This is a genomic window from Sinomonas mesophila, from assembly GCF_001999765.1.
GTDB classification, from domain to species: Bacteria; Actinomycetota; Actinomycetes; order Actinomycetales; family Micrococcaceae; genus Sinomonas; species Sinomonas mesophila.
This window is the reverse complement of the sequence record NZ_MTIC01000028.1, coordinates 50890-62432: the sequence shown is the minus strand read 5'-3', so window position 1 is coordinate 62432 and position 11543 is coordinate 50890. Positions and strand designations below refer to the sequence as shown.

The 11543-nt window shown below is 66.2% G+C and carries 14 protein-coding genes; 8 read left to right on the top strand and 6 right to left on the bottom strand.

What is annotated here, in order from left to right:
- Positions 1 to 379: 379 nt before the first annotated feature.
- Positions 380 to 1345: an ATP-dependent DNA ligase gene (locus BV907_RS16895; protein WP_245828050.1), complete on the bottom strand. Its 966-nt coding sequence runs from the start codon at positions 1343 to 1345 to the stop codon at positions 380 to 382.
- 97 nt (positions 1346 to 1442) lie between these two features.
- Here BV907_RS16895 and BV907_RS16890 point away from each other — a divergent pair, with 97 nt between their 5' ends.
- Together BV907_RS16890 and BV907_RS16885 are read left to right on the top strand one after the other, a co-directional pair.
- The gene (locus tag BV907_RS16890) at positions 1443 to 1727 is read left to right on the top strand and encodes a hypothetical protein (RefSeq protein ID WP_077490908.1); all 285 of its coding nucleotides are present in this window, start codon (positions 1443 to 1445) and stop codon (positions 1725 to 1727) included.
- A gap of 39 nt (positions 1728 to 1766) precedes the next feature.
- A complete protein-coding gene (locus BV907_RS16885; RefSeq protein WP_077490907.1) occupies positions 1767 to 2288 on the top strand; it encodes a hypothetical protein in 522 nt (173 codons plus the stop codon).
- A gap of 257 nt (positions 2289 to 2545) precedes the next feature.
- Here the strand turns inward: BV907_RS16885 and BV907_RS19840 are convergent, their stop codons facing one another.
- The 4 genes from BV907_RS19840 to BV907_RS16865 form a co-directional block, all read right to left on the bottom strand.
- Entirely contained in the window at positions 2546 to 2743 is a 198-nt protein-coding gene (locus BV907_RS19840; RefSeq protein ID WP_077490918.1) for a ParB family protein, read from the bottom strand.
- Positions 2744 to 2937: 194 nt separating this feature from the next.
- Entirely contained in the window at positions 2938 to 3855 is a 918-nt protein-coding gene (locus BV907_RS16875) for a ParA family protein (RefSeq protein WP_077490906.1), read from the bottom strand.
- A gap of 645 nt (positions 3856 to 4500) precedes the next feature.
- Complete coding sequence (locus BV907_RS16870; RefSeq protein WP_077490905.1) at positions 4501 to 6342, bottom strand: bifunctional DNA primase/polymerase; 1842 nt, start codon at positions 6340 to 6342, stop codon at positions 4501 to 4503.
- A gap of 140 nt (positions 6343 to 6482) precedes the next feature.
- Positions 6483 to 6707, bottom strand: coding sequence for a hypothetical protein (locus BV907_RS16865; protein WP_077490904.1), 225 nt, complete (start codon positions 6705 to 6707; stop codon positions 6483 to 6485).
- A 109-nt stretch (positions 6708 to 6816) separates the two neighbouring features.
- On the opposite strand from BV907_RS16865, the gene BV907_RS16860 reads away from it, so the two are divergent.
- From BV907_RS16860 to BV907_RS16845, 4 genes are read left to right on the top strand one after another with little or no spacing between them, the layout of a single operon-like run.
- Positions 6817 to 7323 (top strand): hypothetical protein, encoded by a 507-nt coding sequence (locus BV907_RS16860; protein ID WP_077490903.1) that lies wholly within the window; start codon positions 6817 to 6819, stop codon positions 7321 to 7323.
- On the top strand, positions 7320 to 8312 hold the full coding sequence (locus BV907_RS16855; protein ID WP_077490902.1) for a hypothetical protein: 993 nt from the start codon (positions 7320 to 7322) through the stop codon (positions 8310 to 8312). Before BV907_RS16860 ends, BV907_RS16855 begins: the two co-directional genes overlap by 4 nt.
- Positions 8296 to 8889 carry a phosphatase PAP2 family protein gene (locus BV907_RS16850; RefSeq protein WP_139346851.1) on the top strand — a complete coding sequence of 198 codons (594 nt, stop codon included), beginning with the start codon at positions 8296 to 8298 and terminating at the stop codon, positions 8887 to 8889. The genes BV907_RS16855 and BV907_RS16850 overlap by 17 nt, the downstream gene beginning before the upstream one ends.
- 10 nt (positions 8890 to 8899) lie before the next feature.
- Complete coding sequence (locus tag BV907_RS16845) at positions 8900 to 9310, top strand: hypothetical protein (protein ID WP_139346850.1); 411 nt, start codon at positions 8900 to 8902, stop codon at positions 9308 to 9310.
- A gap of 124 nt (positions 9311 to 9434) precedes the next feature.
- Here BV907_RS16845 and BV907_RS16840 read toward each other — a convergent pair whose 3' ends face one another.
- Positions 9435 to 9776, bottom strand: a complete 342-nt coding sequence (locus tag BV907_RS16840) for an ArsR/SmtB family transcription factor (RefSeq protein WP_077490899.1) — start codon at positions 9774 to 9776, stop codon at positions 9435 to 9437.
- Between the two features lie 205 nt (positions 9777 to 9981).
- Here BV907_RS16840 and BV907_RS16835 point away from each other — a divergent pair, with 205 nt between their 5' ends.
- The gene (locus BV907_RS16835) at positions 9982 to 11064 is read left to right on the top strand and encodes a M23 family metallopeptidase (RefSeq protein WP_077490898.1); all 1083 of its coding nucleotides are present in this window, start codon (positions 9982 to 9984) and stop codon (positions 11062 to 11064) included.
- Positions 11064 to 11531, top strand: coding sequence for a hypothetical protein (locus BV907_RS16830; protein WP_077490917.1), 468 nt, complete (start codon positions 11064 to 11066; stop codon positions 11529 to 11531). The genes BV907_RS16835 and BV907_RS16830 overlap by 1 nt, the downstream gene beginning before the upstream one ends.
- The last annotated feature ends 12 nt before the right edge of the window (positions 11532 to 11543 follow it).

The window sequence follows — 11543 nt, the reverse complement described above, 5'->3', positions numbered from 1 at the left end:
CCGGGTCGGGCCGCGCTCCGGGCCGGAGCGCGGGGCGCACGGGCCGGCCCGCGCCGCGACCCCCGTGGGGGCCGCGGCCGGGCGTCCCGCTAGTCCAACTCGTCAGCGACGCCACTTACCAGGCGGACGATGAATGTGCCATGGCTGTCGGTCCAAACTTGGGTTGATTCCGACCATACGGTGACCAGCGGTGGCTCCTCTGCTGGTCGCCCTTGGCCGAACCCACACAGAGCCCCGTTTCGGCCCACTCTCTGACCACGCGTCGCCCGGATCCGGCCGATTGATGGTCAGAGAGTGGGCGGTTTTGGGTCGATTGAGCGATCCAGCCAATATTGCTGATGAACGAGAGGCAACCTCGTCGGCGAGTAGTTCTAGACGCTCACTGAACCCGGAGGCTCTCAGGAGTCACGACCTCTTCCGGATCGAGCTCCGGACGGACCCGGAGGAATCGCACAGAGTGGCGGAAGGCGTTCCCTGACCAGGCGACATCGGCGGAGATCTCCACTACGAGGGGCTCGACCAGGGTGAGGATGACCGGGTCGATGTCCTCGGTGAAGCGGTCCAGGATTCTGGGGGCGATCGTGTGCGGCCAGGGGTGCTCGCCTTCCGGCGCGTGCAGCAGGGGGCCGAGCCGGGCCGCGACGGCGGGGCCAAGCTGGGAGCTGCGGCCAACGATCCGCAGCCGTCCGCCGATGGGGAGACCAATTACCAGGGACTTGGGTCTCTCGCGAGGGCCGATGACCCCCGCGCAGACGACATCCAGCTCCCGGCGGCGCTTCACCTTCAGCCAGGACCGGTCCGCTTTGTATGGCTGGCCGAGCCCCTTGACTACCAGTCCCTCGATCCCCGCAGCGGCGAAGTCCTGGAACCAGGCCTCGGCCTGCTCGAGCTCGGTCGTCGCCGGAGAGAGCTGCAAGGGGGGCTCGAAGCCCTCGGCGAGCTGCTCGAGCAGGGCGCGCCGCTCCCGCAGCGGCCGGGAGCGGACGTCCTGGCCCATCACCGTCAGCAGGTCGAAGGCCACGAAACTCACCGGCGCCGCCGCGGCGAGCGCTGTCACCCGGACGGGGCCAGCGCCGAGGCGGTCCTGCAGCGCGTCGAAGTCGAGTCGTCCCTGCCGCCAGACGATGATCTCGCCGTCGACGACGCACCCGAGAGGCACCTGCTCGGCGAGAGGGCCCAGCAGGTCCGGGAACCACCGTCCGAGGTCCTTGCCCTGACGGGACCACAGGGCGACCCCGGCCGCGGCGATCTGCGCGGCTGCCCTGAAACCGTCCCATTTGACCTCGTATAGGGCTCCCCCGGGCAGCGAATCCGGGGCCGGGATCCGCTCCACAGCCTTGGCCATGGCAAGGTCATATGGGGCCATTAGAGGCCCTCCCGCCCGGCGCGGACCCTCGAATCCACCAGCCGCATCTTCGAACACACGTTCTATAATCGTTGCCGTGATCAAGCATGGCACTTCTCAGGACTACGACCGCATGATGGCACGCATGCGTGCGGAGGAGAACAGGCCTATCGACGACGCGGCTCCGATCAAGGACTTCCCCAAGTACGGTCGGCCGCTCGTCCAGGTTGGCGATGTGCATGGCAAGGCGGTCGCGTGGACGCCGAGCTACGGCCTCATCGAGTGGCTGGACGTGTCAGGTCGCTATCACATCGGCTGGGCTCAGTCATCGAGGATCAAGCGAGTTACGCCCGAGGAGTGGAAGGGAAGCAGCCAGCTCTAGACATGCCAACGGCTCTCGTGCCGCGATAGCCTCCGAGCAATGACAAGCCGCAATCTCTCCCCCGAAGAGATCCGCGCCCTGGCCCAGGAGCTCGTGTATCTCAGCGGCGTCCGCCCGCATCCCGGTGCGGAGCCGGCGGCCGCAGGCCGCGATGAGCGGGCTGCCGCCCGCTCATCGGCCCCGCTTCGAGAGCAGGCTCCTTCGGGCATCTCCGTGGCCGAGCTGCGGTCCCTGGTAGCGCAGATGCGGGACGCGAACGGCCTTCCCCCGCCGGGGACCGGGCCGGGGTCCTCAGAACTGGCGGAAGAGCCGTCGCCCGGGCCTGCCTCCGTGAACGTCAGCCGGTACCTGCCCCGCATCGTGGCCTTCCGCGACAAGCAAGGCAGGCTGCCCCGGACAGGTCCGACCATCCCCCAGCCCGAGCGCACGCTCGGTATGTGGCTCTACCGGCGCCGTCGGGCCAAGGAGGCGGGGACACTCACGCGGGAGGACGAGGCGGCGATCACGGATGCCCTCGGCTTCGGCTGGTCGGAACGTCAGCGGGGTCCCCGCCCTTCATGAAGGCGTCAGACCCACTGGCGGGGCGGCGCCTGTTCCGCAGCGATGAGTGCCTGAGCTGGGCGGGTTCTTCGCCTCATGCGGCATTGCGGCCCACGTCGTGGAGGAGCCAGCCGCGCAGTCTCATGGATCTTGAGCAGTCAGGTTGACGTCTCCTGCCAAGAGAGGAAGGGCCCAGCCGGCCAACGGGGCGGCTGGGCCCTTCCTCCTAGAGCGGGTGACTTTTTATAGAAGCTTTACTGTCATTGCGGGCTTTACTCTCAATCGGAGATCTTGCGCCCAGGCCTCAGCCGGCGAGAGCTGCCTTCGTACCTCTGCCCCTCGTTGTGGAGCTGTTCGCGGCGGACCACTTCGTTGAGCACGGCCACCTCGATGAAATCCGACCAGGAGTCATCTCCTTCTGCGCTTCTGGTGGCCCGAAAGGCTGCGCGAGCACGGTCTCGCGCCTCGGAGTCCATGTAGAAGGTGACCTGGGCGCGGCTGCTCTTGGGTGCGGCCTTCTCCGGGGCAGTTGGCTCCGTCTGCGACTCAGTCACGGGATCGGGCGCTGCAGGGGCCGGGTCCGGAACGACTGTTGGGCGGTTGCTGCGCAGGAGATTCCTGACTTTACTGGGGTCCCTGGGCGGGAGGCTGAGGGCCGGTCGGTTCTCGCTCATGCGCTTGCCTTCCTGGTCTCCGCGTCGGCCAGTCGGCCGACGAGTTCCTGTGCGACGCGGTGGAGGTCCTCTGCCACGCCCCCGGCCGACCGGGGTCCTGCGATGGCCGATGCGGCTCCGCGGACGACTTCGTACCACTTCGGGCCGTCCTTGACGCTCTTCTCGAGCTCATGGGCCAGCATTCCGCGTTCACGCATTGCTGTCGCCGTGGCTTCGGCGAAGCGAACGGTCGACTCGAAGAGGACCTCTCCGGTGCCGAAGGCCTCGGTGATCTTGTCACGGGCGTCGCGGCGGACGGCGGTGGCTCCTGTCGTCGTAGCGGTGAGGACGACACCGAGGAGATCCAGTTCGGGATTCACATCGGTCACGGTGTCCAGGCGCTCCGCAACGCTGACGAGGCCCTCCCGGCTGGCCTTGTCGGTATGCGTGGGTACGAGCGCCCATGCAGCCGCGCCGAGCGCCGCGATCTGGAGCGATTCGTTTCCTGGAGGGCAGTCGATGAGGATGATCTCGAACTCGGGCGCAACGGCCGAGAGGCCCTTTGCGAGAGCCAGCTTGGCACCACTTGGATCCTTCTGCCCCTGGGCGAAGAGCCCGGCGGCAGCCTTGTCCAAGTGGGCGCCTCCCGGGACCACGAAGAGGTTCTCCCTCGAGGTGGGGATGGGTTCGATAGCAGAGCCGAACATCAGGGCAGCCGCGAGAGCCCTCCCTTGGTCGTCAAGCTGGGTACGGGCGTATCCAAGGTCGATGCCGAGGTTCCCCTGGGGGTCCATGTCCACGGCGAGGACCCGGTACCCGCTGGCGGCCAGCAGGCCACCGACGTTGGACGTCAGGGTGGTCTTGAGGACCCCGCCCTTGCCGTTGATGAACGCGACTGTCCGGTCAAGCGCCGCGCGGTCGATCAAGTGTTCCATGCAATGCCTTCTTTACTGTCAAAGCCCTCATTGGGGCTGTTGCCGTCATTGCGGTCTTCGCTGTCACCCTATATGGAACGTCGGGCTGAGACGTTGAAGGTAATGACCGTGTCGCCTTCATTGCTGGCTTTACTGTCATTGAGAGCATTGCAGCCCACGGCCCCTCCCCGAAGTGGCTAGCCCACCCCGGGCGCCATTACTGTCTTTGACAGTTGCCTGCCGGAACGGGATGTCCTTGGGCGTAGGAGGGGCTGGAGCGAGGAACGAAGGGTCTATGCGCAACAAAAGAAGGCAATACTTGTAAAGCGGGCAATACTGTCATTACAAACACGGCACCTCCAGGGCCGCCTTTTACTGTCAAAGCCTTCATTGGTAGCTCTCCAGGTCTTGCGGCTTCCGCGGGATCCTAGGAATTAAAGGCAATACCCGTTTCGCGTTCAATACTGGTTTTACTGTCATAGACATCATTAGGAGGGTTGTAGGATCGGACTTCGTGCTCCTGATCCTGACCCTGGAAGCTCCTGATGCCCCGAACTCTTATGAGCACGTTCAGGCAGAGGGGCCTGACTATGAGAGCGCCCTCGCGGCTGCACGGACACTCGTGCCCGAAGGGCGCCGTGTCATCTCAATCCGGGTCGAACGGAACTAAGCCGCGGCCCAGAGCCTGAGGCCGAGCCCGGCTTCGTCAGGCGGGATCCAGTGCTCATCGGTCTCGGGGTCGTAGATGTCTGTCTCACCGATACGCTCTGCGGGATTGTGGCGGTCGAGCCAGTCATGCCATCGTCTGCGCTCGTGGCGGTGCTGGGTGAGCTGTGCCGCAACGTCTGCATCTGCGCCGAGGCGGCGGGCGAGTTCGGCAAGGCTGGTGGTTGTCGTGACGTGCCAGCGGCCGGCCTGGTCGCGGTGGATCATCTGGTAGGCGGCCATCTCTGCCAGGGCCTTCTCGGCTGTGGTGCGGGCGATCCGCGCGTCGCGGGCGACGGCGGCCGTCGTGGGGGAGACGCGGGACCGTTCAATGACCTCGTACGCCAGCGCCGCGGCATCGCCGAGGATGCGGAAGACGGGCCGGATGGCGTGGATCTTGCCGGATCGCCAGGTGAGGTCTCGGGCGAGCTGCTGGTGCTGCTCAGGGAGTTCGACGAGGTAGACGTCCGCGGCCCGGTGCCGGGCGTCGGCGATCTTGGTGATCATCCCGTCCGAGAGTTCCGCAAGCCGACGCAGAAGCCTAGCTGTTGTGCTGTGATGCTTGCCCAGGGCGAGGGCGAACGTGCGGCAGCCGACATCGAGCACGTTCGTCTGCATGGTCCGCATGTAGGCAACCACGCCTCGTGCGAGGAACCTCAGGCCGAGGCCTTCGCGGCCCAGGGCATGGAACCGGGCGTCAAGCACCGCGTAGAGGACGTTCTCGAGGTCGTTGGCCAGCTGGTGAATCGACGCGGCTGAGGCCTTTGCCCCCCCGGTGGGTTCAGTGGGGCTTGTGTCGCTTTTACGGGTACTTCTCTTCCCTCGGCTTTCTGCGGTGAATTCGAGTGCTTTGTTCCACTCGCGATCGAGGAGTCGTTCTTGCTGGGCGGGGGACTGGTAGAGGGCAGCGAGGCCGGGGAACTGTCCGCCGAGTTCGCCGCGGACCTGCTCGAGGGTCCACCCGCAGGTGGCGAGGTGGTTCAGGACGCCCATGCGGGCATCCGAGGCGGTGGGGTAGCGGGCCGTGTCGTAAAGCCCGGTCTCGGCGATCGCGCGCAGCGGGGACCTCCACCCTCCCCTCTGAACCGACGCGTCCAGCAATGAGCCTCGGCTCAGGGCCGATGGGGGAGAGGTGGCCAGCTTGGCCCGGAGTGAGGCTTCCTGGCGGTTCCGTGCCAGTTCTGGAGCCAGCGCCTGGCGGAGCCGATCGACGTCGGCCATTGCGTTGCGTCGGCGCAGGATGGCGTGCGCAGCGCTGAGGGGCGTAACGAGCTGCTGATGGCCACCTCGCTTGTGCAGCGATCCCGGGACTCGAATGCACCCCGTAGACGGGTTTTGGTGTGGGCTCGGGTCAAGGCTCGGAGCCAGCCGGGCGAGCGCATTGACGAGCTCGCGCGCTTGGGGGGCCGGCATCCGCTCCGCCAAGGGCACGTAGAGGTGCCGTCCACCGCTCGGGCTCCGGTCTTCGACGAAGGCGAGCCCGCAGGAGGTGAGGAGGGCGCCTAGGCGCGCAGCGTCACAATCGACGACAGCACGCTCGGCCTTGGACGTGTCCAGGTCGAGGCACAGAGTCGCGACGTCTCCCGCCGCGTCATGGATCAGGACGGCGGCCGGCGACTTCGGAAGCGCCCCCTTGATGGGGCGCGCGGATCCGGGGTACTGGAACTTGCCACGAATCCAACGGCCGGCACGATACTCGGGCCGCCCCGCGATGAGCGGCGCCAGAGCCCACGCCTCGGACGGCGAGACACGATCCGAGGGAGACGCGCTGAGGCTTGCCGCATCAACGGCACCGGTTACCATAAGAGGGCAGACTCCTTCCAAAGGACATGCAAAAAGGGACCCTCCGCGAGGGGGGTTTCGGATCCGCCACCCGCGTCCCGCCAAGAACTGGGGTGGTGGAGGACTTTTTCGAGGGCCCGCCTAGTGCGGGCCCTCAGTCGTTAGGAAGCTTCTGCGTAGGGCAGCTCCTGGGTTCGCGTTGCGCGCAGCGCGTCGAGATCGAGGGCGCGAAGGAAGTCGATGAAGTGGTCGGACGCAAAGCGTCCTGGCTTGATGTCGAGGATGGCGCCGATTTCCCGGAGCTTCTCCATCTCAGCATCTGGGAGCTTCACAGCCACGGTATTCTCACGCCCCAGGGAGGGGCGGCCGATCCGATTCGTCTCCATGCCCCCATCCTTACGGCGGACTTTACTTAAAACCCGCACCTCGTCCCTTCGGCGTGTCGCTCGCTGACTGAAACACTGTATCAGTAACACATTTTGCCTCGCTGATACAGTGGATCAGCACTGGTTGGAGGTCTCGATTCACATGTCTCAGGAGGGAAGCCGGCAGCGGACGCCGCTGGAGATCGTCGAGTCCCTCGGCCTCGGCCGCGGTTCGGGGCTTGAGGAGATAGCGACTGCGGTAGCAGGGCTGTACGGGAAGCGACTCGTCTTCGAAGGACTTGAGGATGCGGGTTGGGGTGCGCTGACTGGCATGTGGGTGGATCAGCCGCATCAAGGCCTCATCTTCTACAGGAAGGCGGACCCTGAGGCTTATCAGGTCCACTGCATCCTGCACGAGTTCGGCCATGTGCTGCTCGGACAGTACTGGTGCGGCGCTTCCACAAAAATGAGCAGGACCCTCTTCGGGGGAGCCCCTGTCTTCGCCCGCACGGTCGACGTGCTGGCCAGCGCTGCACAGGAGGACGAGGTCGAGCGAGCGGCTGAGGAGATCGCCTATCTGTTGGCGGACCGGCTCCACAGTCGTCCACGAGACCCGTTCGAGAGGATCTTCGGATGAGCGTCCTCACGGCCCTCATTGCCCTGCTGCTGGGCGGAGTGCTGGCGCTGCGGACAGTTTCCGCCCTTCGCAGGAGGACGCGTCCTGGCCCGGCTCTGCTGTCGGCCATTCTCGGATTCATCGCTCTCATGACCACCGGCGTCTTGGTCCCCGAGGGAGTGCTGGATGGATGGCTCGGCGGGACGAACCTTCTTCATCTGATCCGGAATCTGCTGGTGCTTGGCGCAGTCTGGAATCTGCGCCGGGCGATAGCACTTGTCATCGATGTCGAAAACAAGCGGTCAAATCCGACGCCGCTCCTGGTGCTGTGTCTGGTGGTCTCTGTGTTCTTCGCCAGCCACTCGCATGAGGGGACACATCCCAGCTTCATCCCCGCGTATGCCCATCTGCCCGGCATCTGGGCCTACGGGACGCTGTACATGGCCGGCGTTCTGTGGATGGCCCTCGACATCGTCCGGGGGATGCGCGAAGGGCGCCTCGAGCAGCTCGCCACCCCGCCGCGGCTGGCCTCCATGTGGCTGTTCTCCGGTGGGGGAGTGCTCATGGGGGCCGCCTCCGCCCTTGAGATCGGCTACATGACTGAGGTGCTCCTGCATGGCAACGGGACTCCCCTCGCGGTGGGGCTGTACCCCTGGTTCTCGCCCCTGCTGTACGGAGGCATCGGCTTCATCGTCCTCGGCCTGCTCATCCCCCCAGTGCTCAGCGCCTTGGGGAGGCTGGCTGTGCGCCTTGCCAACTCGAGGCGCCACGCCCTGGCAGCCCCAGTGTTTGGGCTGTCGGCCTCATCGTCGGCAATCCGGGCGTTCGTCTCAGCGGATCCACAGGCAGACACCTACAACCTCTTCATCCGGCTGCGCGACAGGGCCGTCGCCGGCAACAGCCTGCCCCCGCCCGTAGAGTTGCTGCTTCAGGAAATGAATCGGAAGTTCACTCGCTCAGCTTCGTTCCGCATCCCCGAGGAGGTCTGCCCCAGTGAGCTACACAACTAGGGCCGCACGAATTCTGACCGAGGTCTTCCAGCCTCCAGCGGTCATTAGCGGGCTCTTCCTCGCGGCCGGGTTCCTAGGATCCGGATGGGATGGGATGGCCTCTGGCGCTGTTGCTGCGCTGTTCATGTGCATCCTGCCCTGGGCTGCGGTCATTGTCCTGGCAAGGATTGGACGCCTAACGGACCACCACGTGGGGGAGAAGAAACAGCGCGTTCCCGTCCTCCTAGCAACCCTCGGTTCAACATCTGTCGGCGTCGTTCTGCTGCTGATGATGGGCGCCCCCCTCCAGGTGTTCGCCGTGCTCGTCGCCTTCGTCATCGGGATCGTGTTCATGATGTCCGTGAGCCCGTTCTGGAAGATCTCTGGCCACGCCACGACGTTGGGGGGCAGCGCCGCGATCGCGGTCCTGCTGTTCGGCCCGGCGGCGTTCTGGGTAATGGCCCTGCCGCCATTGGTTTCCTGGTCCCGGGTCCGCCTGCAAGACCACAGCTCCTCGCAGGTCCTCGCCGGAGGCGTGGCCGGCCCGCTTGTGATCGGTGCCGCATTCGCCCTGACGCTCGCGCTGGGCCCGGCCTGAAGGAGGCATGATGACCACACCCAGCGACCGCGAAGTTCTAGCCTCGAAGCTCGAGCTCCTTATCGACTTCTATGAGCAGAAGCACGGAGCACAGCTGCGGCATCCCGAGGTCGCCGCGGCCCTTGAGGCTGAGGGCATCACACTCACCAGGATCAGGTGGTATCGGCTACGGCAGGGTACGGCGGCGTGGGATCCTGACCTGCTCAAGGCCCTCAGCCGCTTCTTCGGCGTGCCCGAGGGGTACCTCTTGCAGCGTGACGAGCAGCTCCCAGACAAGATCCGGGCCCAAATGAATGTGTTCCTTGCTCTGCGCGCCGCCGAGGCCAACACGCTTGCGGCGAGGGTTATCGGCGAGGTCACTCCCGAAGCCCTCAACGAGCTCGCGGCAGTGCTGGCCAAACATCGCCGCCAGCATCCTTAGCCCACCAACCCGCCGGTCACCTTAACCCCGAGGTTCGTCGGATTCGACGCCGAGCCGCTACCCTCTCCTACTGAAACACTGTTTCAGTAGGAGAGGGGGCGGCTTGTTGCAGCATGCAACTGCACTACTCCGGGGCACTCGGGCCTTGCCTCGGAAGCAGATAGCCCCCAGCCTCACGGAGCGCACGTTCGACTGCTCCACGGGGGAGCCTGTAGAGCACTCGTCGGCCCTTGCGGGGCTCTTCCGTCTCGACGTCGACGACCCCGGCCTCCTCGAGCTGCTTCAGGTGCAGCGCCAGGGTCTTCACTCCCACACCAAGCTCCCGGGCCAAGTCCCCGGACGTGACGCCATCAGGGCTGTAGGCGAGAAACCGGATGACCTCGGCCCTGAGCTGATTCATCGCGAGTACCTCGAGCGCCCACCTCGCGGCCGCGTCTGCGCTCTCGGATCTCACGTACTTGGGCACGTGCCCATTCTGCCCCACGGAACTCGCCTCCCTTCCGGGTGCCCGCTACACTTTAGATGGAAGTATAACTTCTATGTTGAATCGACAGCATGCGGGCAGGCCGCAATGGTCCGCTCCACAGCTCGCTGGAGGCGTAGGGCGGCCGGATCTCCCGGGAGGTGAGAGTGTCCACGCTCGAGGTATCTGCTCAACACCGGGGGGTGTGATGGACGGGAAGAAGGTCGCGGGCGCAACTGTCGCCGCGATCCTGGCCGTGCCGCTGATGCTGGTGGGCACGGTGGTCGTGCTGGGCGGGGCTGAGGCCCGCGCGGGCACATGCGCCGCCCCGGCTTCGAGCGTGGACGGCGACAGCATCCCCGCCGAGGTGGCCGGGTTCTCGGACGTTCAGCTGACCAATGCTGCGGCCCTGATCGATCAGGCGAAGAGGCTCGGCATGCCGCTCTCGGCGCAGATCCTCGTCGTCCAGGCAGCCATCGGCGAGTCCTCGCTGCGCAGCATCGAATACACGGATGCCGTCGGCACCGTGAACGGGGTCGCAATCACGATCGGCATCCTGCAGCAGGACGAGTCCTACGGGCCCCGTTCAGACCGGCTCGACGTGGCCAAGGCCGGGGAGGCCTTCCTGTCACGGCTCAGGGGCGTGGCCGGCTGGGAGGGCCTCGAGCCCTCGATCGCGATCCACCGTGTGCAGCGCAATGCAGACCCGAACCACTACGCCAAGTACCGCACGCAGGCGGTCCAGCTGGTCGAGGCCCTCAGCGGGAGCAAGGTCGGCGGAGGGGCGTGTGCCGGCCCCGGCGGGTCGGTGATCGGGCAGGTGCAGGGCGACTGGGCGAACCCGCTCCCCGGGGCCGCAGTCACCAGCCCGTACGGGCCCCGTTCCGCCCCGGCAGGGACGATTTCCACCGGGCCGTTGGCGTCCTTCCACTACGGCATGGACTTCGCCACCCCCGGCCGTCCCGGAACGGTCCTGGCCGCCACGGACATGAAGATCACCGTGGCCTCGGACGCCGACGGCGGGACCGGAGCCGGCACGCACGCCGTTGGGAAGACCCTCGACGGGAAGCTGACGATCGCGATGTACCACCTCGCCGCGGGCTCCCTGCAGGTCAGGGTCGGGGACACCGTCGCTGCCGGAACGCCGATCGGCACCGAGGGTGCGACCGGCAACGTCAGCGGCCGCCACCTGCACCTGCAGTTCTTCGTCGGCAGCTACGACAACCCGTGGACGCCCAACGAGCCCACCACCGACCCTGCCCAGATCCTGGAAGAGAAAGGCGTGCTGTGATGAGGAAGCAGGCACTCGTCGCTCTGATGTCCCTGTTGGCGCTCACGTCGTGCGCGGCCCCGGCCTCGTCCACGACGGCGCCGGCGGCGGAGGAACACGAGACAGACGAGCACTACCCTGATGTGCCCGTCGTGACCTGGGACGCGGCCAGTGAGCGCAGCGCACTGGACACGGCCGCGAAGGCGATGACCCTCTTCGCCCGCCCGGGGGTCGAGCAGCGGCAGTGGATCACTGATCTGGCTCCGCTGCTGGCTGAGGAGTATGCGACCGAGGCCCAGTACATCAACCCGGCCCGTGTTCCGGTCACGGCCGTGACCGGTGATCCCGTGCTGACCCGCGAGGCTGGCAATCCGATGACAGCCACCGCCACCTTCGCCACGAATGCGGGGAAGTGGACCGTGCTGATCCACCGCACCGGGCAGGCAGACCCCTGGAGGGTCGTGTCCATCGCACCGAAGTCAGCCTAGAGAAGGGACAGG

What these genes read in the sequence shown, in the direction of transcription:
- BV907_RS16895 (WP_245828050.1), bottom strand. Translation starts at nt 1,345, where the DNA reads ATGGCCAAGGCTGTGGAGCGGATCCCGGCCCCGGATTCGCTGCCCGGG.
- BV907_RS16885 (WP_077490907.1), top strand. Translation starts at nt 1,767, where the DNA reads ATGACAAGCCGCAATCTCTCCCCCGAAGAGATCCGCGCCCTGGCCCAG.
- BV907_RS19840 (WP_077490918.1), bottom strand. Translation starts at nt 2,743, where the DNA reads ATGGACTCCGAGGCGCGAGACCGTGCTCGCGCAGCCTTTCGGGCCACC.
- BV907_RS16875 (WP_077490906.1), bottom strand. Translation starts at nt 3,855, where the DNA reads ATGGAACACTTGATCGACCGCGCGGCGCTTGACCGGACAGTCGCGTTC.
- BV907_RS16870 (WP_077490905.1), bottom strand. Translation starts at nt 6,342, where the DNA reads ATGGTAACCGGTGCCGTTGATGCGGCAAGCCTCAGCGCGTCTCCCTCG.
- BV907_RS16865 (WP_077490904.1), bottom strand. Translation starts at nt 6,707, where the DNA reads ATGGAGACGAATCGGATCGGCCGCCCCTCCCTGGGGCGTGAGAATACC.
- BV907_RS16855 (WP_077490902.1), top strand. Translation starts at nt 7,320, where the DNA reads ATGAGCGTCCTCACGGCCCTCATTGCCCTGCTGCTGGGCGGAGTGCTG.
- BV907_RS16845 (WP_139346850.1), top strand. Translation starts at nt 8,900, where the DNA reads ATGACCACACCCAGCGACCGCGAAGTTCTAGCCTCGAAGCTCGAGCTC.
- BV907_RS16835 (WP_077490898.1), top strand. Translation starts at nt 9,982, where the DNA reads ATGGACGGGAAGAAGGTCGCGGGCGCAACTGTCGCCGCGATCCTGGCC.
- BV907_RS16830 (WP_077490917.1), top strand. Translation starts at nt 11,064, where the DNA reads ATGAGGAAGCAGGCACTCGTCGCTCTGATGTCCCTGTTGGCGCTCACG.